Origin of the sequence: Pigmentiphaga sp. H8 (genome assembly GCF_003854895.1) — a bacterium.
Taxonomy (GTDB): Bacteria; Pseudomonadota; Gammaproteobacteria; order Burkholderiales; family Burkholderiaceae_B; genus Pigmentiphaga.
The window spans coordinates 416,300-438,008 of sequence record NZ_CP033966.1; the positions used below are offsets into that span (position 1 = coordinate 416,300).

At 69.1% G+C, this 21,709-nt stretch carries 18 protein-coding genes; 10 read left to right on the top strand and 8 right to left on the bottom strand.

The genetic code is table 11. The features are described 5' to 3' along the window. Positions 1–90: 90 nt before the first annotated feature. The 6 genes from EGT29_RS02030 (at position 91) to EGT29_RS02055 (ending at position 8,897) form a co-directional block, all read left to right on the top strand. Positions 91–2,508 carry an AsmA family protein gene (locus tag EGT29_RS02030; protein ID WP_124687463.1) on the top strand — a complete coding sequence of 806 codons (2,418 nt, stop codon included), beginning with the start codon at positions 91–93 and terminating at the stop codon, positions 2,506–2,508. Positions 2,509–2,530: 22 nt separating this feature from the next. Continuing rightward, entirely contained in the window at positions 2,531–3,403 is an 873-nt protein-coding gene (locus tag EGT29_RS02035; protein WP_124687464.1) for an MOSC domain-containing protein, read from the top strand. Between the two features lie 218 nt (positions 3,404–3,621). Beyond that, positions 3,622–4,599, top strand: a complete 978-nt coding sequence (locus EGT29_RS02040) for a tripartite tricarboxylate transporter substrate binding protein (RefSeq protein WP_124687465.1) — start codon at positions 3,622–3,624, stop codon at positions 4,597–4,599. Positions 4,600–4,657: 58 nt separating this feature from the next. Beyond that, a complete protein-coding gene (locus tag EGT29_RS02045) occupies positions 4,658–5,605 on the top strand; it encodes a tripartite tricarboxylate transporter substrate binding protein (protein ID WP_161567662.1) in 948 nt (315 codons plus the stop codon). Beyond that, a complete protein-coding gene (locus tag EGT29_RS02050) occupies positions 5,602–7,302 on the top strand; it encodes an amidohydrolase (protein WP_124687467.1) in 1,701 nt (566 codons plus the stop codon). Before EGT29_RS02045 ends, EGT29_RS02050 begins: the two co-directional genes overlap by 4 nt. A 14-nt stretch (positions 7,303–7,316) precedes the next feature. Beyond that, complete coding sequence (locus EGT29_RS02055) at positions 7,317–8,897, top strand: gamma-glutamyltransferase family protein (RefSeq protein WP_124687468.1); 1,581 nt, start codon at positions 7,317–7,319, stop codon at positions 8,895–8,897. On the opposite strand, the gene EGT29_RS02060 is transcribed toward EGT29_RS02055, so the two are convergent. Further along, positions 8,846–10,615: a thiamine pyrophosphate-requiring protein gene (locus tag EGT29_RS02060; protein WP_124687469.1), complete on the bottom strand. Its 1,770-nt coding sequence runs from the start codon at positions 10,613–10,615 to the stop codon at positions 8,846–8,848. The genes EGT29_RS02055 and EGT29_RS02060 overlap by 52 nt on opposite strands. 259 nt (positions 10,616–10,874) lie before the next feature. Between EGT29_RS02060 and EGT29_RS02065 the strand changes: the two genes are divergently transcribed. Together EGT29_RS02065 and EGT29_RS02070 are read left to right on the top strand one after the other, a co-directional pair. Then, positions 10,875–12,083 (top strand): NAD(P)/FAD-dependent oxidoreductase, encoded by a 1,209-nt coding sequence (locus EGT29_RS02065; protein WP_124687470.1) that lies wholly within the window; start codon positions 10,875–10,877, stop codon positions 12,081–12,083. 21 nt (positions 12,084–12,104) lie between these two features. Continuing rightward, positions 12,105–13,571 carry a 2-hydroxymuconic semialdehyde dehydrogenase gene (locus EGT29_RS02070; RefSeq protein ID WP_124687471.1) on the top strand — a complete coding sequence of 489 codons (1,467 nt, stop codon included), beginning with the start codon at positions 12,105–12,107 and terminating at the stop codon, positions 13,569–13,571. 9 nt (positions 13,572–13,580) lie between these two features. Here the strand turns inward: EGT29_RS02070 and EGT29_RS02075 are convergent, their stop codons facing one another. The 4 genes from EGT29_RS02075 to EGT29_RS02090 all read right to left on the bottom strand — a co-directional run bounded on the left by EGT29_RS02075 (position 13,581) and on the right by EGT29_RS02090 (position 17,424). Further along, positions 13,581–14,459: a LysR family transcriptional regulator gene (locus EGT29_RS02075; protein WP_161567663.1), complete on the bottom strand. Its 879-nt coding sequence runs from the start codon at positions 14,457–14,459 to the stop codon at positions 13,581–13,583. 116 nt (positions 14,460–14,575) lie between these two features. Then, entirely contained in the window at positions 14,576–15,556 is a 981-nt protein-coding gene (locus EGT29_RS02080) for a tripartite tricarboxylate transporter substrate binding protein (protein ID WP_124687473.1), read from the bottom strand. Between the two features lie 75 nt (positions 15,557–15,631). After that, positions 15,632–16,420: an alpha/beta fold hydrolase gene (locus tag EGT29_RS02085; protein WP_124687474.1), complete on the bottom strand. Its 789-nt coding sequence runs from the start codon at positions 16,418–16,420 to the stop codon at positions 15,632–15,634. Positions 16,421–16,461: 41 nt separating this feature from the next. After that, positions 16,462–17,424 carry a VOC family protein gene (locus EGT29_RS02090; RefSeq protein ID WP_124687475.1) on the bottom strand — a complete coding sequence of 321 codons (963 nt, stop codon included), beginning with the start codon at positions 17,422–17,424 and terminating at the stop codon, positions 16,462–16,464. 238 nt (positions 17,425–17,662) lie between these two features. Here EGT29_RS02090 and EGT29_RS02095 point away from each other — a divergent pair, with 238 nt between their 5' ends. Beyond that, entirely contained in the window at positions 17,663–18,760 is a 1,098-nt protein-coding gene (locus EGT29_RS02095; RefSeq protein ID WP_192901788.1) for a maleylacetate reductase, read from the top strand. 16 nt (positions 18,761–18,776) lie between these two features. Here EGT29_RS02095 and EGT29_RS02100 read toward each other — a convergent pair whose 3' ends face one another. The 3 genes from EGT29_RS02100 to rsmD all read right to left on the bottom strand — a co-directional run bounded on the left by EGT29_RS02100 (position 18,777) and on the right by rsmD (position 20,345). Next, positions 18,777–19,037 (bottom strand): YfhL family 4Fe-4S dicluster ferredoxin, encoded by a 261-nt coding sequence (locus EGT29_RS02100; protein WP_124687476.1) that lies wholly within the window; start codon positions 19,035–19,037, stop codon positions 18,777–18,779. Positions 19,038–19,066: 29 nt separating this feature from the next. Continuing rightward, positions 19,067–19,567, bottom strand: coding sequence for a pantetheine-phosphate adenylyltransferase (gene coaD, locus EGT29_RS02105; RefSeq protein ID WP_124687477.1), 501 nt, complete (start codon positions 19,565–19,567; stop codon positions 19,067–19,069). Between the two features lie 175 nt (positions 19,568–19,742). Beyond that, positions 19,743–20,345, bottom strand: a complete 603-nt coding sequence (gene rsmD / locus EGT29_RS02110; protein WP_124687478.1) for a 16S rRNA (guanine(966)-N(2))-methyltransferase RsmD — start codon at positions 20,343–20,345, stop codon at positions 19,743–19,745. 114 nt (positions 20,346–20,459) lie between these two features. On the opposite strand from rsmD, the gene ftsY reads away from it, so the two are divergent. Then, a complete protein-coding gene (ftsY, locus tag EGT29_RS02115; RefSeq protein WP_124687479.1) occupies positions 20,460–21,650 on the top strand; it encodes a signal recognition particle-docking protein FtsY in 1,191 nt (396 codons plus the stop codon). Positions 21,651–21,709: the final 59 nt, after the last annotated feature.

Consider the following 21,709-nt stretch of genomic DNA (forward strand, 5'->3'; position numbering starts at 1 on the left):
GGGGACCCGTTATCATATAGTCCTCCTGGGGTACAGTCGCGGAACCGGCAGCGGCACGCCGGCCATCCAGGTTTTTCGGAGACGTGTTAAATGCGGTGGTTCAAGCGCATCGCAATCGGTGCGGCTGTCCTGCTCGCCGTGGCGGCCATCGGATTGACGGCCCTGGTGGTGCTGGTCGATCCCAATCACTACAAGGGCCCGGTCGCCGACGCGGTCAAGAAGCGCTACGACCGTACCCTGCGCATGGATGGCAACGTCCGGTTCAGCGTCTTCCCCAACCTGGGCGTGGAGATCGAGAAGCTGTCGCTGTCCGAACCGCGCTCCACCCAGATATTCGCGGCGGTGGACACCGCGCGGGTATCGGTGGCGGTGCTGCCGCTGCTGTCCGGCCGCATCGTGGTCGACCGCGTCCGGGTGGTCGGGCTCAAGGCCAACGTGGTGCGCTACCAGAGCGGCAAGTTCAATTTTGAGGATCTGCTGGGCCCGGCGCCCAAGGCACCGGGCCAGCCGGGCGGCGGCGAACTCGACGCCGGCGGCAAGCCCCTGCTGTTCGACGTGGCCGGCATCGAATTCAGCGGCGGCGAACTGGCGCTGCGCGACTACATGAAAGGCACGTCCATGCGGGTGGAGCGGCTGTCCGCCACCACGGGCCGGGTGGCGCCCCGCACGCCGTTCGACATGGAGCTGTCGGCCCGGGTGCTGGGCCAGAGTCCCCGCGTGGACGCCACCATCCAGGTCCAGGGACGGCTGACGGTGGACCCCGAGCAACGGTTCTTCTCGGCCAAGGGCTTCGACCTGAAGGCGACCGGCGTGCTGCCCTCCATCCGGGCCACCGCGCTTACGGCGCAGGGCGACCTGGCCTACGACGGGCAGCGTCAGGCCATCGACGCCTCGGGCGTCGCCGTCGCCTTCCAGGGCGACGTGGCGGGCAGCCGGCCGCTCAGCGGCGTGGACCTGCGGCTGGACGCCCCGCGGCTGAACGCCGGACTGGCCGAGGGCCGGGTGCAGGTCGAGAAGCTGTCGCTGTCCGCGCAGGGCAAGCTGGGCGCCGATCCCTTCGAACTGTCGCTGTCCGCGCCGGCGCTGCATGTTTCGCCGCAATCGGCGCAAGGCGAGGCGCTGACCGCCCGCGTAAGCCTGGACGGCAAGCGGGACCTGGATCTGCGCGTGGCCTTGTCGGGCATATCCGGCACCGCCGACAAGCTCAGCATCGAGCGCCTGGCGCTCGACGGCGAACTCAAGGAAGGCGATCGCGTGGTCCGGCTCGCCAGCGCATCGCCGGTCCAGGCCAGCCTGCCCCGCAGGAAGGTGTCGGTGCCCCAGCTGACGGGCCAGCTGGAGATCCAGGATCCCGCGTTTCCCGCCAGCCAGATGGCGATTCCCATCAAGGGCAGCGTGCGCGCCAACTTCGAGAAGGAACACGCGGTGGCCAAGCTCGAGGCCACCATCGAGGGCGGCGAGTTCAACGCCTCGGCCGAGGTGTCGCAGTTCGACGAACCCCGCATCGCCTTCATGGTCGCCGCCGATACGCTGGACCTGGACAAGCTGCTGCCCTCGGCCCGGCCGGGGGCGGCGGGCGGTGGATCCGGCGCGGGCGCCCGCGCCCCGGCGGATCCGCCGGTGGACCTGTCCGCGCTCGAGGACATCACGGCCAGCGGCACCATCAAGGTCGGCAAACTGGTCGCGCGGGGGCTCAAGGCCAGCAACGTCTCCGCCTCGGTGCGCGTGGCCAAGGGGCGCGCCGACGTGAGCGGCCTGAAGGCGTCGCTGTACGGCGGCTCGCTGTCGGGCAGCGTGTTCGCGGACGCGGCCACGAATCGCATCGGCCTCGCGCCCACGCTCACGAACGTGGCGCTGCAGCCGCTGTTGTCGGATGTGAAACACAAGGACGGACTGATCGGCCGCGCGACGGTCGCGCTCAATCTGACCGCGACCGGCAAGACCGTGGGGCAGATGAAGCGCGCCCTGAACGGCACGGCCAGCCTCGCGGTGCGCGACGGCGCGGTCAAGGGCGTGAACATCGCCCAGTCCCTGCGCGAATTCCGTTCGCTGCTGTCGGCGCGCAAGGACGACGCCAGGCAGCACCAGGATGCGCTCCAGACCGACTTCTCGGAAATGCAGGCCCAGCTGGTGTTCGCCAGCGGCATCGGGACCGTGCGCAGCCTGAGCGTCAAGGCGCCGCTGCTGCGCGTCTCGGAAGGCGAACCGGCCCGCATCGATATCCCTGGCGAACGCTTCGACCTGATGGCCCTGGTCACCGTCGTGAACACCTCCACGGGCCAGGACGGCAAGGACCTCGCGGACCTGCGCAACGTTACCGTGCCGGTCCACGTGGCCGGCCCCTTCGCGTCGCCGTCCTACACGATCCAGTGGAGCAAGGTCGCCACCGACGTGCTCAGGAACACCGTCAAGAACAAACTCCAGGAAGAGCTGGGCATCGAGCCGTCCGAATCGGGCGACAAGCTGCGCGGCAAGGTCAGGGACCGGCTCAAGGGATTGTTCCGGTAGTCGCATCTTCAGCAAAAAGCCGATGTCCATTTCCATCTCCGGCCTCTACATCTATCCCATCAAGTCCTGCGGCGGCATTGCGCTGGAACGTTCCGCCATCGGCATGGCCGGCCTGCACAACGACCGCCGGTGGATGGTGGTCGATGCCGATGGCGTCTTCCTTACGCAGCGCAGCCATCCGGCCATGGCCAGGGTCCGCACCGAGCTGCGCGACGGCTACCTGATCGCGACCGCGCCCGGGCAGCCGCGCCTGGACATTCCGGTCGACGTGATCGAAGACGATGACAGCGTGCGCACGCGGGTCACGGTCTGGCGCGACGAGGTCGACGCCGTGGACGAAGGCGATCTGGCCGCCCAGTGGTTCGGCGCGCTGCTGGGCACGCCGTGCCGGCTGGTCAAGGTCCATCCGCAATCGCATCGGCTGGCCAGTGTGGACCGGATCGACCGCTGGCTGGCCGGGCATCCCGCGGTGGAGGGCTTTGCCCGCCAGCATGTCTTCGCGTTCGCCGACGGCTATCCCATCCTGGTGGCCAACGAGGGATCGCTGATCGAACTGAACGAGAAGCTGGCCGCCAGGGGCGAGGCGCCTGTCGGCATGGACCGGTTCCGGCCCAACGTGGTGCTGAGCGAATTCGGGGCCTTCGACGAGGACTACACCGTGCTCGTGGCCATCGGCGATATCCGGATGGCACTGGTCAAGCCCTGCGTGCGCTGCGAGATCCCCAATACCGATCAGTTCACCGGCGCGCGGGCGGCCGAGCCGATGTCCACGCTCACGACCTTCCGCAACCAGCCCGGCGGCGGCGTCACTTTCGGGATGAACGCCATCGTCAGCGCGCCGCTGGGAGCGGTGCTGGAGGTAGGAGACCGCGCCGAAGTGCTGCTCGATTTCTGATCGGATCCAGGACGGCGGCCAGCCGTCGGCCCAAGCCATGGCACGCGCCCTCCGGGGCGCTTTTTTTTTACCTGCCTCTTTTCTGTAAATCGATTTTTATTGACATAAACGATTGTCAAATAATATAAAAAAATAATCGAACAAAATATTAAAAATCGATTTATTCGGGATGAGTTGCCCAGCATTGCCGGAGATGCGGATTCTTCAGGAGAGTGCTCATGATGCGGTTGCCTTGCCGTGCGCTGGTCGTTGCCGTGGTTGCCTGCCTTGCCGGACCGCCGGTTGTGCTGGCCCAGACCTATCCGGCGCAGCCGGTCAAGATCGTCGTTCCTTTCCCGCCGGGCGGCGCCACCGATCTGCTGGCGCGACGGATCGCCGAGCAGCTTGCGCCCCGGCTCGGCCAGCCCGTGGTCGTGGAAAACAAGGCAGGCGCCGGCGGCATGATAGGCAGCCAGCAGGTGGCGCGTGCCGCGCCTGACGGCTACACGCTGGTGGTGGGCGTGACCGGCTCGCATTCCATCGCCAGCCACCTGACGGCCAAGCCCCTCTACGATGCGGTCCGGGACTTCGAGCCGGTCGCCTTGCTGGTGACCGCGCCGCTGGTGCTGGTGGTGCGCCCTTCGCTGCCTGTCTCGACACTGGGCGAGTTCGTCGCCTATGCACGGCGCAAGCCCGGCTCGATCACCTACGGTTCGTCGGGAGCGGGCACCTCGATGCATCTGACGGCGGAACTGATCAGCCGCGAGGCGGGAATAAGCCTGACGCACGTGCCGTACAAGGGCAGCGCCCAGGCCATGGCGGACCTGCTGGGCGGACAGATCGACGCGCTGTTCGTCGATCCGCCGGTCATCGCGCCCCACCTGGGGTCGGGCAAGCTCAAGCCGCTGGCGGTCAGTTCGCGCCAGCGCAACCCCGTCCTGCCGCAGGTGCCCACCATGGCCGAAAGCGGCCTGAAGGATTTCGAAGTGTTGTCCTGGCAAGGCCTGTTCGCGCCCGCCGGGACACCCGCGCCGGTGGTCGAGCGCCTGCACCGCGAGGTGGCGGCGGTGCTGGCCATGCCGGAAGTCTCCGGTTTTTTCGCCCAGCAGGGATTCGTGGTGGCGGGCGGCTCGGTGGCCGATTTCCAACGCTTCGTGGCCGATGAGTCGCGCCGCTGGGGCGAAGTCGTCAAACAGGCGGGCATCGCAGTCAATTGATGCCTTCTTTCCACGCGGGTGCCGGCCAGGCGGGCACCACATCTATGGAGGAGTTCGCATGAAACCGCTGTTCGCCTTGCTGTGGAGCGTATTGCTCGTGTCGTCGGCGCCCGCCATGGCCGCTTCGGCCTATCCCGAGCGCGCGATCCGCTGGATCGTGCCATTTACCGCGGGCGGCCCGGCCGATGCGATCGCGCGCCTGCTGGTACCCAAGCTGAGCCAGGAGCTGGGCCAGCCCATCGTGATCGAGAACCGGGCCGGCGCGAACAGCAACATCGGCCACGAGGCCGTTGCGCGCGCCGAACCCGATGGCTACACCATTCTCTACGTCGTGCCTAACGTGGTCACGAATCCCTCGCTCTATAACGTCGCGGTCGATCCGGTGAAGGAACTGACTCCGGTGGTGCAACTTACCGCGCAGGCCTATCTGCTGCTCGCGGGCAGCGCTTTCAAGCCGGCTTCGGTGGCCGACATCGTGGCGAAGGCCCGCCAGGGCGGAGTCACCTGCGCCTCGGGCGGTGGCCTGTCGGGTTTCGGCTGCGACTGGCTGCGTTCCATGACCAAGGCCGATTTCGTGCACGTGCCGTTCAAGGGCAACGCGCAGGCGCTGACCGCCCTGATGGGCGGGCAGGTCGACATCATGATCGACCTGTTCAACACCGCCTTGCCCCAGGTCAAGGCGGGCCGTGTGCGGCCGGTCGCGCTGACGCGCGCCGAACGGGGTTCTCCGCTGCCCGACCTGCCCATCATTGCCGAAACGCTGCCCGGTTTTGTCCTGGTCGGCTGGCATGGCGTGATGGCACCGCACGGCACGCCCGAGCCCATCGTGAAAAAACTCAACATGGCTTTCACCAAGGCGCTGGGCGACCCGGACATCCGGCGGCGCATCGAGGAAAGCTACATCGAAGTGGTGCACGGCACGCCCGCGGATTTCGGACGCGTCATCACGGAAGACCTCGACAAGTACGCGCGTATCACCCAGGCGGCCGGTATCGCCAGGCAATGATGGCCGTCGTCATGGACGGTGCCGGTGACGACGTGGTCATGCGCGGCGGCCATGTCCTGACCATGGATGAGCGTTCGTCGGTGGCCAGCGCGCTGGCCTTCGCGGACGGCAGGTTGACCGCGGTGGGCACGGATGCCGGCGTGTCGGCGCGGATCGGCTCGCGCACCCGGGTCATCGAGTTGCGGGGCAGGACGGTCATGCCCGGCATGATCGACGGCCATGCCCATATGGATCGCGAAGGCCTCAAATCGCTGTTGCCGTCGCTATCCGGATGCGCGTCGATCGCGGATCTGGTCGAGCGTGTGCGCCGCATCGCGGCGGCGACGCCGCCCGGCCAGTGGATCGTGACCATGCCGCTGGGCGAGCCGCCCGAGTATCTGTGCTCGCCCGACATGTACGCCGAGGGGAGGCTGCCTGATCGCGAAGACCTGGATCGCGCCACCACCGCCCACCCGGTGTTGATCCGCTGCGCGTGGGGGCACTGGCCGGGGCGCGTGCCCACGGTTTCCATTGCCAACGGCGCGGCGCTGCGGCTGGCCGGCATCGGCCCGGATCCGGTGTCGCCTTCGCCCCGGCTGCGCATCGAGACGGATGCCGCGGGCGTGCCCACCGGACGTCTGTACGAAGACGACCTGCAGCCGCTGGCCGAGTTCACGGTGTTCCGGCGGGCGCCGCACTTTACCGAAGACGAGCGCGCGCTGACGCTGGCCGCGTCGATGTCGGCCTACAACCGCTACGGGACCACGGGCGTGTTCGAAGGGCATGGTGCCGCGCCGGAACTGATACGTGCCTATCGCGCGGCGCGTGGACGGCGCGCGCCCAGCGTGCGTACGCGCCTGGTGTTCAGCCCCGGCTGGAGCGGTGCGTCGGACGACGACGTGCGCGCCTGGGTGCGCGAACGTGCCTCGCGCCTGCATGGCAAGGGCGAGGGTGACGAGTGGCTGCGGATTGAAGGACTGTTCGCCGAACTACAGGCCCGGCCGGACGATGCCCGCCTGCGCGCGGCCTGTGAACCGCGCACCGGCTGGGCCGGGTTTCGCTACGACTGCGGCCTGCCGCCCGAGCGGCTGCGATTGCTGCTGGAAGAGGCGGCCCGCGCCGGGCTGCGCGTGTGCGGCATCCAGGCCGGCATGGCCGAACGCTTCGCCGAGGTCGGCGCGCGCGTGCCTATCGACGGCCTGCGCTGGGTGGTCGCGCATCCGGCCACGCTGGACGCGCGCCAGATCGGCGCCATTCGCGACCATGGCATGGTCGTCACCACGCATACCGGCGCCTACGTCTGGCGGCGCGCGGCGGCGACGCTGCAACGCGTCGGCCCGGCGCTCGAAGAAACCATCTGCCCGATACGATCGCTGCTGGAGGCGGGCGTGCCGGTTTCGCTGGCGACCGACAACGTGCCGGTCTCGCTGTGGCCCTGTGTCTGGCATGCCGTGGCCCGCATCGATCGCGACACGGGCGCCGTGATCGCGCCGGGGCAACGCATCGACCGCATGGCGGCACTGCGCTGCGCCACGGTGCACGGCGCGTGGTTGTGCCTGGACGAGGCCGATCGTGGGTCGCTGGAAGCCGGCAAGCAAGCCGACCTGCTCGTGTTGCGGGACAGTCCGCTGGACGTGGAGCTTGCCCGTTTGAGCCATCTGGAGGCCGACATGACCTGGGTCGGCGGGCGGCAGGTCTATCCGGGCGGCAACGCCTGACAACTGGAGTGTGCATGGATTGGACTTTGCCCTACGGCTCGCAGCGCCAGCCGGTGCTGGCCGACAACGTGGTGACCACTTCCCAGCCGCTGGCGGCGCGGGCCGGCGCATCGATGTTCGATCGCGGCGGCAATGCCGTCGACGCCGCGATCGCCACCGCCGCCGCGCTGACCGCGGTCGAGCCGGTCATGAACGGATTGGGCGGCGATGCCCAGGTGCTGCTGTGGGACGGCAAGGAAGTCGTTGCCCTGAACGGCACGGGCAGATCGCCCGCGGCCTGGACGCCCGAGCGTTTCGCCGGGTGCGAGCGCATGCCCAACGAAGGCTGGGAATCGGTGGTGGTGCCGGGCGCGGTGGCCGTCTGGGCCGACCTGAGCGAACGCTACGGCAAGCTGCCGCTGGATGTCGTGCTCGCCCCCGCGATCCACTATGCGCGCGAAGGCGTTCCGATATCGCCGGCCATCGCGCGCCAATGGCGCATCCATGCCCCGCGCTTGAAGGACCAGCCTGGCTTCGCGCAGGCCTTTCTACCCGGAGGAAGCATGCCCGAGGCCGGCGAGCGCTTTCGCTTTCCCGAGCTGGCCGCGTCGCTCGAGCGGATCGCCGCATCCCGGGGCCGCGACTTCTATGAAGGCGAGATCGCCGGGCGCCTGGTTGCCGACGCCCGCCGCCACGGCGCGGCGCTGACCGCGCAGGACCTGGCCGACCACCGTTCCCGCTGGGTGCGGCCGCAGTCCATCGACTACCGCGGCCTGCAGGTGCATGAAATGCCGCCGCCATCGCAAGGGCTGGCGGTGCAGATGGCGCTGGGCATCCTGCGCCACTTCGACCTTGGACCGTCGCAGGACGCCGCGCTGCGTGCGCACCTGCAGATCGAAGCGATGAAGATCGCCTTCGCCGACATCTATGGACATGTGGCCGATCCCGCCATGATGCGGATGGATCCGGCGCAACTGCTCGCCCCCGCCTACCTGGCCGGGCGCGCACGCGGCATCGATCCGCGCCGGGCGGGCCGGCACGAGGCGTGCGACATACCGCGCCATTCCACCGTCTACCTCGCCGCCGCCGACCGGGGAGGCATGGTGGTCTCCTTCATCCAGTCCAATTTCCAGGGCTTCGGCTCGGGCGTGGTGGTGCCGGGCACTGGCGTCAGCCTGCACAATCGGGCCTCGGGCTTCTCCCTGCGCCCGGGCCATCCCAACCAGGTCGATGGCGCCAAGCAACCCTTCCACACCATCATTCCCGGCCTGTTGCTGCGCGACGGGGCACCGTGGGGGGCCGTGGGCGTGGTCGGCGCCAACATGCAGCCGCAAGGACAGATGCAGGTCATCTCGGCGCTGGAGGACCTGGGCCTGAATCCCCAGGCCGCGCTCGACATGCCGCGCTGGCGCGTCGACGACGATGGGGAAGGGGTGAGGGTGGAGGCGGCGTTCCCGGCCGACGTCGAGGCCGGGTTGCGCGAGCGTGGGCACCCCGTGACGCGCACGCCGGCCGGGAGCATGGAGTTCGGCGGCGGCCAGTGCCTGGTCCGGACAGGAGAGAGCTACGCGGCGGGGTCAGATCCGCGCAGGGACGGGGTGCCGGTGGGGATGTGAGGGGTCCCCAGTGCCTGGCTGGTGGCGGGCGCCAGCATCGCTTCGATGACCGCCGGCCGTCCCGCGCGCACGCTGGCCAGGCCCTGCGCCAGGGCCGCGCGCAGCTCGCGCCGGTCTTCGACGCGGATGGCCAGCGCGTCGCCGGCCGCGGCGGCCAGGTCGGCCAGGCGCGAACCGGCGCTGGCCGCGACCCAGTAGGCGTCGCCGGCATGGGCCGCGCCCGCGGGGTGGACGAGTTCGGTCGAGACCTTGGGCGAGCGCCAGCCGCTGTTGTTGTAGATGACGGTCAGCATGGGGGCGCCGTAGGTCCGGGCGACCCAGTAGGCGCTGGCGGGAACGCCGAAGACATAGCAGCCGTCGCCCACCAGGGCGATGACTTCGGCATCCGGGGCCGCCAGCTTCGCGCCCACGGCGGCGTTGATGCACCAGCCCAGGCCGCTGCCGCCGCTGGCATAGAAGCTGCCGGGGCGGTTCATGCGCAGCGTCGAGGCAATGGCGTACGCGTTCGAGGGTTCTTCGCACAGGACGATGCTGCGTTCGTGCAGCAGTTCCTTCACGGCCAGCGTCACTTCCTGCGCCGTCAGCGGGCCGCTGGCGGGCGCGGCGCCGGCGGCGGCCGGCGATCGTGTCCGGATCCACGCCAGCCGTTCCTGCTTCAACGCGGCATCCACCGGTAGGCCGGCCCGCAGAAGCTGGTCGAGCGCCACGCCGCTGTCGGCCAGGTGGCGCTCGTGCGCTTCGAAGTGCCAGGCGCCCAGGGTGGGCTTGACCGGGTCCGCATCGATGTGGATGACGCGGGCGTCCGGAGCCGGTCCGGTGTTGCGGGGCAGCCAGGGCACGTCGACGTCGAGCAGCACGATGGCGTCGGCCTCGTCGACGAGCCAGTCGCGCCGGTACCCCAGGTGGCAGGCGTGGTCGCCGGGGAAGTTCATGTACTGCGGGCCGACCTCCACCACGCCCAGGCCGTACTTGTCGCACAGGGCAACCAGTTTCCCGGCCGTGGCCGGATCGCGTCCGGCATAGGTGGTGATGAGCAGGGGCCGGCGGGCGCCGGCCAGCAGCGCATGCAGGTTCTCGACCGCCTCCGGCGCGAGCGCGGCCTTGCCCACGGGGCCGCGCAGCCCGGGGTCCGGCGCGGCGGCGGGGGCGGCGGCGTCCCAGACCTCGCGTGCGCCGGTCAGGTAGACGGGGCCCTGCGGCTCCGAGGCGGCGAGCTGGTGCGCGCGCAGCAGGGTCGCCTCGGTGGTGGCCGGATCCCGCAGTTCGTACAGCCACTTCATGAACGGCGCCACGAGATCGTGCTGACGCGTGGTGTCCTGGATGTAGTGGATGTATTCGGTGCGCGAACCCGTCCGCGCCGCGTCCTCGGACACGGGCGACAGCCCCGCGACCACGATGACCGGCACGCGTCCGCGGCAGGCGTTGTGCACGCTGCCCCCCAGGTTCTGGGTGCCCACGTCCACGTGCACCAGCACGAGCTGGGCGCGGCGCGTCAGCATGGCATGGCCGTGGGCCGCGCTCAGAGCGGTCATCTCGTGCGGGCAGACGATGACCCGCGGCGCCGGCTCGCCGGCCTCGCGCAGGCGCGCCAGCGCCTCGATGAAGGCCGGATGGTCGCTGCCCAGGTTGGCGAAGATGTATTCGATGCCCAGGCGGGAGGCAAGGCGGATGAGGCGTTCTGCGGCCGAGGGATGGACCGCGCTTTCTTTCAAGGCCATCGGAGTTTCCGGGAGTGGAGGTCGGCCGCCACCTTAGCCGCGTCCCGGGGCTGCCTGCCATCCCCGAACGCTAATGCGCGGCATGCGCGAACGCTATGCCCGGCCGCTCCGTGTCCACCGGCGAATCATGCATATTGTGCATGCCGGGCATTAGCGGCACGTTCTCGACGCGGGTACGAGCCCTTCGTATGGTGGCGACAGGACGCCGGCTCCGCGATTCGGAGCGCGGCGATGTTCATCGATCAGCCATACATTCATCATGACATCAGAAACTCAGGTAGTGATCGTTGGGGCCGGCCCGGTGGGCCTGGTGACCGCGCTGGCGCTGGCGCGGTCGGGAGTCGAGGTGGTGGTGCTGGAGGCGCTGCGGGAACTGCCCCGCGAGCAGCGCGGCGCGGCCTTCCATCCTCCCACGCTGGAAATGCTCGAACCCTTGGGGATCACGGACGACCTGCTGCCGCTGGGCCTGCGCATCCCGGTCTGGCAGATACGGGACAAGGAAGAGGGCGTCGTCGCCGAGTTCGATCTCGGCATGCTGGCCGGGGAAACCCGCTACCCCTATCGGTTCCACCTGCCCCAGCATCATCTGGCCGCCGACGTGCTGGCCAAGCTCGAGCGGGAGCCGCGCGCGGCGGTCGTGTTCGGCGCGAGCGTCGAGGAAGTGAAACAGGACGGGGAACGCGTCGAGGTCCGGTACGCCGATGCCGACGGACGGTTCGAGACGATCGCCGCCCGCTGGGTGGTGGGATGCGACGGCGCCCGCAGCGCGGTCAGGAAGAGCAGCGGCATCGACTACGAGGGCTTCACGTGGCCGGAACGCTTCCTGGTCACCAACGTCGACGAAGACCTTGCCGCCGAGGGCTTTGCCGAGACCTCGTACGTGGCCGACCCGGACAAGTGGGCCGTCATCCTGCGGCTGGCCGATCCCCGGGTCGGGAACCTGTGGCGCATCGCCATGCCGTCCGATCCCGACCTGCCCGAAGAGGAGGTGCTGGCCGAGGACTATGCGCAGGACATGCTGCGCGAGGTGCTGGGCCGGGAGCGCAACTGCAAGCTGGTCTACCAGAGCACCTACCGCGTCCATCAGCGCGTGGCCTCCAGCTTTCGCAACGGGCGCGTGCTGCTGGCGGGCGACGCGGCCCACATCAACAATCCCATAGGCGGATTCGGATTGAACGGCGGCGTGCACGACGCGATCAATCTGTCGGAGAAGCTGGCCGCCGTTTGCACGGGGGCCGACTGCGCGCTGCTCGATCTCTACGACCGCCAGCGCCGGCACGTGGCGGTCGAGAACGTGCAGCGCCAGAGCATACGCAACAAGCGGCTCATGCAGGAGCGCGATCCCGGCGTGCGCCGGCAGAACATCGACGAGCTGCGCACGGTGGTCCGCGATCCGGAGCTGGCGAAGTCCTACCTGCGCGACAGTTCCATGATCAGTTCGGTGGCGCAGGCCGCCGCGATCCGCTGACCCTTGCCGATGGAGACGACGATGGCTACTCCCGTCATATCCGCCTTCCTGGATGGAAGGCATGTTTCACGCCCCGAACTGCGCCGCTTCGAGAAGCGCGACCCCGCCACCGATGCCTTGATTGCCGAGGTCGAGGAGTCCGACGCCGGACTGGTGGACGAAGCGGTGCAAGCCGCCAGGCGGGCGGCGCGCGGCATCGCGGCTGCCGCTTCCTCAGACCAGCGGGCGGACTGGCTGCTGAAGATCGCGGGCGCCATCCGGGGGCGGTTCGACGCCTTCGTCGATGCCGAGGTGCGCGACACCGGCAAGCCCCTGTCCATGGTCCGCGGCGTCGAGATCCCGCGCGCCATCGCCACCTTCGAGATCTTCGCGGAACTGCTCAGGACGCATCGGGACGACGTGGTGGTCACGGCCCTGCCGGAAGGCAGGCGCGCCGTCAACATGACCACGCGCCTGCCGCATGGCGTGGTGGCCATCATCTGCCCCTGGAACTTCCCGCTGGTGCTGGCCGTCTGGAAGATCGCCCCGGCGCTGGCCTGCGGCAACGCCGTGGTGGTCAAGCCTTCCGAGGAAACGCCTTCCTCGGTGGCGCTGCTGGCCCGGGTCATCGAAGAGATTGAACTGCCCAGGGGCCTCTTCAATGTCGTCTACGGCTTCGGCCAGGATTCGGCGGGCGCCCTGCTGGCCGCGCATCCCGGCGTGAACGCGCTGACGTTCACGGGCGAGACCCGGACGGGCGAGGCGATCATGGCGGCCGCGGCGCGCGGCGTCCGGCCGGTGTCGCTGGAACTGGGCGGCAAGAACGCCGCCATCGTCTTCGGATCGGCCGAGCTCGACGCCGTGATCGAGGGGTCGGCGCGGTCCGCTTTCCTGAACTCGGGGCAGGTGTGCTTCGGCACCGAACGCATCTACGTGCACCGGCCGCTGTTCGAGCGATTCGTCGACGGCCTGTCGGCGCGGGCCGCCGCGCTGCGGATGGGCGATCCGCTGGATCCCGGCACGACCATGGGGCCGCTGATCAGCCGCCGCCACCGCGACAAGGTATTGCGGGCCTGCGCCGTGGCGCGCGACGAAGGCGCGACCGTGCACGCCGGTGGCCAGGCCCCGTCCATGTCCGGCCGTCTGGCCGAGGGGGCATGGATGGCGCCGACGATCTGGACCGGGCTGGACGAGTCGTCCGCCATCGTCCGGCACGAGGTGTTCGGTCCCTGCTGCCACATCGCGCCTTTCGACGACGAGGACGAGGCGGTGCACCTGGCCAACGACAGCGAATACGGCCTGGCGGCGGCCCTGTGGTCGCGCGATCACGCGCAGGCGCTGCGCGTGTCCGCCCGCCTGCGCGCGGGCGTGGTCTGGGTCAACGCCTGGGGGATACGCGACCTGCGCACGCCCTTCGGGGGCCTGGGGCGATCGGGCATAGGCCGCGAGGGCGGGCTGGCCTCGCTGGACTTCTACAGCCAGCAGCGCAATGTATGTTCGCTGGTGTGAGGGGGAGCGCTAGCGATCGTTGAACGCTTCCCGGACCTGGTTGCGGAACCACTGGTTGGCCAGGTCCTTGTGGAAGCGCTCATGCCAGAACAGCTTGACGTCGAAGCCCGGGATCTTCACCGGGGGTTCCAGCACCTGGGCGCCAATGATGCGGGCGGCGGTGGTGCCCGCGCGTCGGGGCATGGTCACGAGCATGTCCGATTGAGGCAGGAAGGTCAGCACGGTGAAGAAGTTGGGCAGGCACAGGACGATGCGCGCGGGGTCGAGCATGTCGCGCAGGAATTTCTCCAGGCCGTCGTAGCCCGGCGGCAAGGGCGAGATGAGCGCGTGCGAGGCCGACAGGTATTGCTGGACGGTCAGCGTTTCCCGGATCTCGGGGTGGTCGCCGCGAGCCAGGCAGACATAGTCGGAGTGGTAGATGCCGGTCTGGTAGAAGCCGGTGCCGAATTCCGAGAGGTTACCGAAGGCGAGATCCACCTCGCCGCTTTCCAGCGCCTCGTCCATGCCCTTGGGCCGCATCGGCAGGGCGCGCACCCGCAGGTTGGGGCTGTGCGGCCGGAAGCGGGCCATCAGGCTGGGGACCAGGATGGCGGCGGCGAAATCGGTGGCGAAGAAGCTGAAGGTGCGCGAGGAGGTACAGGGGTCGAAGGTCCTGGGCGGCTCGAAGCGCTGGCTGACGATGCCCAGCACTTCGCCCACGCTGGATGCCAGCGACAACGCGCGGGGCGTGGGCATCATGCCTTCGGATGTACGGACGAACAACTGGTCGCCGAAGTAGTCGCGCAGGCGGCTGAGGGACTGGCTCATGACCGGCTGGCTCAGGCCCAGGCTTTCGCCGGCGACGGTCACGCTCTTCTCGCGCAGGATGGCGTCGAATACGGCTAGCAATCGGAGATCGAGGGAGCGCACGCTTGGTCCTCCGGCGGCTCCCGCCACGGGCGGGAGCCAGGATAGGTCAACGGCCGTTCATTCTGTCCAGCCGGCGCAGGGGCGTCAAGGCGCCGCTAGTCGACCGCAGCGCCGGTCTCTTTCGCGATCCGGGCCCACCGCGCCGTGTCGGCCGAGATGTAGTTCCTGAACTCTTCCGGCGAACTTGGCGCGACGTCGACGTTCAGGGACTGGAAGCGGCGCTTGACCTCGGGCTGCGCGAGGACCTTGGCGATGCCGGCATTGAGCCGGGCCACGATGGCCGGGGGCGTTCCCGCGGGCGCCACGACGCCCAGCCAGGACTTGCTGTCGTAGCCCGGCACGCCGGCCTGGGCGATGGGGGGCAGCTCGGGACGCGCGGCCGAGGGTTTGGCGTTGGTCAGGCCCAGGGCCTTGAGCCGGCCCGCCTGGATGAATGGGTCCGCCGCGGCGAGATCGGCGAACATCATCTGCACGTTGCCCGTCATGACGTCGTTCAGCCCCGGCACGGTGCCCTTGTACGGGACGTGGGTGATGCTGACGTGGGCCATCTGCTTGAAATGTTCCGCACCGAGATGATTCGAGGTGCCGGCGCCGGCGGAGGCATAGTTGAGCTGTCCGGAATGTTTTTGCGCGTAGCGGATGAGCTCGCCCACGCTGCCGACGGGCAGTGAGGGGGAGACGACCAGGACCTGCGGCACCTCGGCCACCAGCGAGATCGGCGTGAAATCCCGCTCGGGGTCGTACTTCACCCGTCCCTTGGGATAGACGCTGGGCGCGATGGTCAGGGACGACGCCGCCATCATCAGCGTGTAGCCGTCCGCGTCGGCGCGCTGCACGTACTCGGATGCGAGCAGCGTACCGGCTCCGGGACGGTTCTCCACGATCACGGGCTGGCCCAGGGAGTCCTTGAGGCGTTCCGCCAGTACGCGGCTCATGATGTCGGCGATGCCGCCACTGGTGAAGGGGACCACCAGATGCAGCGGCCGGGTGGGATAGGGGGTCGCCTCAGCTGCCGAGACCAACGCCGGGGCGAAGAGAAGCAGGCGGGCGAAGGCCCGCGGCAAGCGCGCATGCATGGTGTGTCTCCGTTCTGATTATGGGGTCGGCCGCCGGCCGGGCCGGCGGCCTGGCGGCGGCGCCGGATGCCTGGGTCAGGCCGCCAGTTTCTCTTTCTCGCGCGCGGCCGATTCGGCCTGGCTCAGGAAGGATTCGATCGCCGCGATGGCCTGCACCGGCGTTTCGATCGAGGGGTAGTGGCCGGCGTCGGCCAGAACCGTAAGGCTGCTGTCGCGGTACCAGCGCAGGCTGGTTTCCCGCGCGGACTTCTCGCTCGCGGCGGGGTCGTGCGCGCCCACGATGGCATGGAAGGGTACGGTGCTGCCGTCGACCTCGCGATGGATGTCGGTGGCGGCCGCGTCCGCGGCATAGGCGGCGAAGGCTTCGGGCTTCATCGTGTTCCAGGAGGCCTCGGCCAGTTGGCGGACCTGCGCGGCGCCATGGCGCTTGCCCGTGCCGTTGTCGATGATGGCCGCGCGCTTGGACAGGTCGTGCGCGGCTTCGCTCATCAGGCGCCGGTGGGCGGGATCGCGGGAGGCGCCCTGGGCGTTCAGTCCGGCCAGCGAGACGATGGAGCGGATGCGCCGCGGCGCGGCTACCGCCAGCATCTGCGCGGCCAGCGCGCCCATCGAATGGCCGAGCACGTGGGCATGCGTCCAGCCCAGGTAGTCCAGCAGGCGGATGGCGTCGATGACGACTTCGCGCAGGTGGCACAGGCCGGGCAGGGCCCGCGAGGCGCCGTAGCCGCGGTAGTCCATGACGACGTACTGGCATGCGTCGCCGTCTGCCATCGCAAGCATGGGCTCCAGCGGCCGGGCGCCGAACAGGCCCGGCAGGACCAGCACTTTCCGGGGGCCGGTGCCGAAGGTGGTGAATGTATTCATGGCGGCGTGTTCCAGAGTGGGGAGCGAGTTCGAGACGCAGCTCAGAGGTGGATGGGATCTGCCTTCTGCATGAAGGCCTTGAGCTCTTCGTGCGAGACGTCGAACTGCGGGGAGATCTTCAGGTCGGTGCCGAGTTCTTCCTCGGTCTCGTCCATCTTGAAGCCCAGCGACTTGGTGGCTTCGAACATCGCTCCGCCCGGGGTCCGCACGTAGGTGGATTCGAAGTAGCCGCGGTTCTTGCGGTCGGAGAAATCGGTGAAGCCCATGCCCTCGGTCTCGAGCTTGACGCGCATCTGCGTGTCGTAGTCCGGCACGTCGAAGGCCCCGTGGTGGACGATGCCCTCGGCCACCGTCCACGTGCCCTGCCGCAGGTCGGGCGCATGCAGGATGTCGATGCGCTTGCCGGCGCCACCCTCGGCCACCTCGTAGCGCGTGAACAGTCCGTCGGACAGCGTGCGGCGGAAGCTCCAGGCCGCGTGCATGAAGGTGTCCATGTCCTCCAGCTCGCGCACGGTCACGGTCCAGTTGTGGAAGCCGCGCACGGCGTACTGCTCGGGAACGTAGTCGGATTTCCAGGGCTTGCGCTGGTCGGTCGGGTCCTCGACCACTTCGAAATCGATGCCGGCATGGACCACGCGCAGGTATTTCTCGCCGAAGCGTTCCGACTCGCCGGCGATGGCGATGCCGTTGCGGCGGAAATGCTCGCGCCAGAAATCGAGCGAACCCGGGGGGACCGAATACGCGATCGCGGTGAACTGCCCCGAGCCCTTGCGGCCCACCAGTTCGGTGCGGCGCATGGGGAAGGTCGTCATGACCGTTCCGGGCGTGCCGTCGGCGTCGCTGAAGTACAAGTGATAGATGGGAATCTTGCCGTCGTAGAACAGCGTCTGCTTGATGAAGCGCTGCCCCATCACCTTTACGAAGAAATCCACATCGCCTTGCGCCGTGGCGGTGCACAGCGTGATGTGATGCAGGCCCTGTATCGAGCTAGAGCGTTCGGTCATGTCGTCTCCTGTGTGGTGCCGCGCCTCCTCACGACAGGCGCCGGGGCAGTATCCGGCAGCGCATCGCGGGGCACCATACCGGTTTCGCGATGCGCCGCATGCGAAATCGGCATACAAGCCCGGGCCGCCCGATGGCGCGCCGCATGCCGTTTTCGCATTGGATGCATAAGGGTTCCGTTATCGACCCGCTGGGGCCGGCGTCCCTACCATGTCCACCGGACATCAAGGGAGAGCCGTCATGCAAGGTCGCAGGAATCCGTCGGAAGGCATCGCCGCCTTCATCTATCGCAGCGCGCCCGCGCGCGTGGTGTTCGGGGAAGGGAGCCTGCGCCACCTGGGGCGCGAGCTGGAGATGTTGCGCATGAAGCGCCCGCTGATCCTGTGCACGCCGGAGCAGGCGGACGACGCGCGAGCCGTGGCCGCGGCCCTGGGCGATGCGCAGCCGTCGGTGTTCGCCGAGGCGGTCATGCACGTGCCGGTGGCGGTGGTCGGGGCGGCGGTGGCCCGGGCTCGCGAATCGGATGCCGACGGCCTGGTCGCGCTGGGAGGAGGCTCGGCGACCGGCCTGGCGAAGGCCATGGCCCGGGAACTGCCGCTGCGCATCCTCGCCATTCCCACCACCTATGCCGGGTCGGAAATGACGTCCATCTACGGGCTGACCGATGGCGGAGAGAAGCGCACGGGCCGCGACGACCGGGTGTTGCCCGCCACCGTGCTGTACGACCCGGCGTTGACGCTGAGCCTGCCCGCGCCGCTGTCGGCCAGCAGCGGCCTGAACGCGGTCGCGCACTGTGTCGAGGCGCTGTACGCGGCGGACGGGAACCCCGTGGTGTCGCTCATGGCCGAGGAGGCGATCGGCGCCCTGGCGCGCGGGCTGCCCGAGGTGCTGCGCGATCCCGGCGCGCTGCCGGGGCGCGAGCGTTGCCTGTACGGCGCCTGGCTCGCGGGCATGGCGCTCAACGTGGTGTCGATGGCCTTGCATCACAAGCTGTGCCACGTGCTGGGAGGCAGCCTGAACCTTCCCCATGCCCAGACCCATGCCATCGTGCTGCCCTATGCGGCCGCCTACAACGCGCCGGCCGCTCCTGAAGCCATGGCGGCGATCCGCCGCGCGCTGGGCGCGCAGGACGCGGCCGCCGGCCTGTATGCGCTGGGCCGGGCGCTGGGGGTACCCAAGGGGCTCAGGGAACTGGGGGTGCGGGCGTCGCAGCTGGACCGGGTCGCGGACCTGGCGGCCAGCCAGCCCTATCCGAACCCGCGTCCGCTGGAGCGGACCGCGATCCGGGAACTGCTGCAGCAGGCCTACGAAGGCGACGCGCCGTTAGCGGCGCAGTGAACGCGCCGGGCGGCGGTCATTCCGTCACGGGATGCACCGTCAGCCTGCGGTACTTGCTCATCAACTGGTCCCGGTCTTCCGGCCATTCGGGATTCAGCTCGATGCACTCGACCGGACAGACGACCTTGCACTGGGGCTCGTCGTGGTGCCCGACGCACTCGGTGCACCGGGCAGGGTCGATCTCATAGATCTCCGTGCCGAGGTAGATGGCATCGTTGGGGCACTCGGGCTCACAGACGTCGCAGTTGATGCATTCGTCGGTAATCAGCAGAGCCATGACAGGGACTTCCTTGCTGCTTGGGGAGCTCAGGCGCCGTCGCGGCCGCCCAGCTGCGTGACCTTGGCTTGCAGCCAGCGTTCGACGGACGGGAACACGAACTTGCTCACGTCGCCGCCCAATTGGGCGATCTCGCGCACGATGGTGCCCGAGATGAACTGGTACTGGTCGGACGGCGTCAGGAACATGGTTTCGACATCCGGCAGCAGGTATCGGTTCATTCCGGCCATCTGGAACTCGTACTCGAAGTCCGAGACGGCGCGCAGGCCGCGCACGATGACGCGGGCGTTCTGCTCGCGAACGAAGTCCTTGAGCAGGCCGGAAAAGCTGGCCACCTGGACGTTGGGGTAATGGCCCAGGATCTCGCGGGCGATCTCGACCCGTTCGCTGACGGTGAAGAAGGGGGCCTTGTTGCGGCTGACCGCCACGCCGACCACCACCTTGTCGAACAGCCCGGCCGCGCGGCGGACGAGATCCTCGTGGCCACGGGTCATCGGGTCGAAGGTGCCAGGGTATACGGCAATGATCATGCGTAGGCTCCGTATTTCTATTGATGGGCGTCAGCCTCTTCGGTCCCGGCCGGGGGGCGGGACGAATCGTCCGGCGCCTTCGGCGGCCGGCATCCGGTTTCCGGATGATGTGATTATTTCCTTATTTGCGCGGCGCAGCAAATTGGAAATGACGCGTATCGGACGTTTCCAGGCGCTACGCCGTTTCCGGCAGGGAACGCAGCAGGTGGAAATGTACCGCGCCGGCTTTGTCCTGCCGCAGCAATTCGGTGCCGGGCGGAGCCGCGATCGGCGCTTCTGCTTCAATATAAAGCATTCCACCGTTAGTAAGTGCTTGCAATGCCGACGGCAGGATACGGTCCAGCCAGTCCTGCCCGAACGGTGGATCCAGCAGCACGAGGTCGTAGCGGGCGGCCGCGCGCGCCAGGTAGCTGCGGGCATCGCCGGCCACGATGCTGACATTGCCGGCGCCCAGGCGCGCGCGCAGCTCCTCCAGGGAGGCCGCCGCGCGTCGGTCGGTCTCGACCAGCACCGCCTCGGCCACCCCACGGGAGGCGGCCTCGAAGCCCAGCGCGCCCGAACCGGCGAAGGCATCGAGCACGGTCTTGTCGGCGAATTCGCCGCCCCAGAGATGGTTGAGCCAGTTGAACAGCGTCTCGCGCACGCGATCCGGCGTGGGCCGCAGGTCGGGCAGGTCCAGGACGGGCAGCGGGGTGCGCTTGTAGCGGCCGCCGATGATGCGGACCTTGTGGGGGGCCGTGCGGTGGGAGCGGGCGGTGGAGGGGCGGGATGAGGACATGGCGATGGACCGGTAGAATCCCAGATTCTATACGCCGGCGGCCGCGAGTCCGCCGGGCGGGCCGCGGCCCGTTGTTCCGATGATGCCGCAGGCCGTTACAGCAGACAGGTTTCCATGTTCAGTTTCTTCAAGAAGAAGACCCCCACGCCTTCCCCCGAGCAGGACCGTGCCCAGGCGCCGGCCGCCGCGCCCGTTCCGCCGCCTGCCCAGGAGCCGCCTGCCCAGGAGCCGCCCGTCCAGGAGCCGCCTGTCCAGGAGCCGGCGGCCCCTGACGTCGCGGCACCTGCCGCCGAACCCGTGGCACCGCCTTCCATGCCTGTCGAGCCGGTGGCGCCTGCCCCGGTCGAGCCCGCTCCCGCCCCGCCCTCGGCCCCCCAGGCGGCCGCGCCCGCCAAGTCGTCGTGGCTGGCACGCCTGAAGACCGGCCTGTCGCGCACCGGCCAGAGCCTGACCACGCTGTTCGTCGGCGTGAAGGTCGACGAGGACCTGTTCGAGGAGCTGGAAACCGCGTTGATCATGGCCGATACCGGCGTGGACGCGGCGCAGTCTCTGCTCAAGGGGCTGCGCGAGCGCGTGCGCCAGGAACGCATCGAGGACGGCGACGGGGTGCGCCGGGTCCTGCGCGAGCTGCTGGCCGAGCACCTGCGGCCGCTGGAGCGCCGCTTCGACCTGGACCGCCCCGCGCCCATCGTGACCATGATCGCGGGCGTGAACGGGGCCGGCAAGACCACGTCCATCGGCAAGCTGGCGCGCACCTTCCAGCAACAGGACCGCCGCGTGCTGCTGGCCGCGGGCGACACTTTCCGCGCCGCCGCGCGCGAGCAACTGGTGGAGTGGGGCCGCCGCAACGACGTCACGGTCATCGCCCAGGAAGGCGGGGACCCGGCCGCCGTCGCCTTCGACGCGGTCAAGTCCGGCCAGGCGCGCGGCATGGGCGTGGTGATGGTCGATACCGCCGGCCGCCTGCCCACGCAGCTGCACCTGATGGAAGAGGTCAAGAAGATCAAGCGCGTGATCGCCAAGGCCGACGCCTCGGCCCCGCACGAGGTGCTGCTGGTGATAGACGGCAACACGGGGCAGAACGCGCTGGCGCAAATCAAGGCCTTCGACCAGGCCCTGGGCCTGACCGGCCTGATCGTGACCAAGCTGGACGGCACCGCCAAGGGCGGCATCCTGGCCGCGGTGGCGGCCGGCGCGCAGGGCGTGCGGCCGGTGCCGGTGTACTGGATAGGCGTGGGCGAGGGGATCGACGACCTGCAGCCCTTCGTGGCGGACGAGTTCGCCGGGGCGCTGCTGGGGAATTGAACCCCGGCAATGAAAAAGCCCCCACGCTTGCCCGCTTCGCGGCGGCGCTGCCCCCCAAG

Coding starts and splice junctions, on each gene's coding strand:
- ftsY (WP_124687479.1), top strand. CDS start 20,460: ATGTTCAGTTTCTTCAAGAAGAAGACCCCCACGCCTTCCCCCGAGCAG.
- EGT29_RS02085 (WP_124687474.1), bottom strand. CDS start 16,420: ATGAATACATTCACCACCTTCGGCACCGGCCCCCGGAAAGTGCTGGTC.
- EGT29_RS02045 (WP_161567662.1), top strand. CDS start 4,658: ATGAAACCGCTGTTCGCCTTGCTGTGGAGCGTATTGCTCGTGTCGTCG.
- coaD (WP_124687477.1), bottom strand. CDS start 19,567: ATGATCATTGCCGTATACCCTGGCACCTTCGACCCGATGACCCGTGGC.
- EGT29_RS02065 (WP_124687470.1), top strand. CDS start 10,875: ATGACATCAGAAACTCAGGTAGTGATCGTTGGGGCCGGCCCGGTGGGC.
- EGT29_RS02090 (WP_124687475.1), bottom strand. CDS start 17,424: ATGACCGAACGCTCTAGCTCGATACAGGGCCTGCATCACATCACGCTG.
- EGT29_RS02100 (WP_124687476.1), bottom strand. CDS start 19,037: ATGGCTCTGCTGATTACCGACGAATGCATCAACTGCGACGTCTGTGAG.
- EGT29_RS02035 (WP_124687464.1), top strand. CDS start 2,531: ATGTCCATTTCCATCTCCGGCCTCTACATCTATCCCATCAAGTCCTGC.
- EGT29_RS02030 (WP_124687463.1), top strand. CDS start 91: ATGCGGTGGTTCAAGCGCATCGCAATCGGTGCGGCTGTCCTGCTCGCC.
- EGT29_RS02070 (WP_124687471.1), top strand. CDS start 12,105: ATGGCTACTCCCGTCATATCCGCCTTCCTGGATGGAAGGCATGTTTCA.
- EGT29_RS02095 (WP_192901788.1), top strand. CDS start 17,663: ATGCAAGGTCGCAGGAATCCGTCGGAAGGCATCGCCGCCTTCATCTAT.
- EGT29_RS02040 (WP_124687465.1), top strand. CDS start 3,622: ATGATGCGGTTGCCTTGCCGTGCGCTGGTCGTTGCCGTGGTTGCCTGC.
- EGT29_RS02055 (WP_124687468.1), top strand. CDS start 7,317: ATGGATTGGACTTTGCCCTACGGCTCGCAGCGCCAGCCGGTGCTGGCC.
- rsmD (WP_124687478.1), bottom strand. CDS start 20,345: ATGTCCTCATCCCGCCCCTCCACCGCCCGCTCCCACCGCACGGCCCCC.
- EGT29_RS02050 (WP_124687467.1), top strand. CDS start 5,602: ATGATGGCCGTCGTCATGGACGGTGCCGGTGACGACGTGGTCATGCGC.
- EGT29_RS02060 (WP_124687469.1), bottom strand. CDS start 10,615: ATGGCCTTGAAAGAAAGCGCGGTCCATCCCTCGGCCGCAGAACGCCTC.
- EGT29_RS02080 (WP_124687473.1), bottom strand. CDS start 15,556: ATGCATGCGCGCTTGCCGCGGGCCTTCGCCCGCCTGCTTCTCTTCGCC.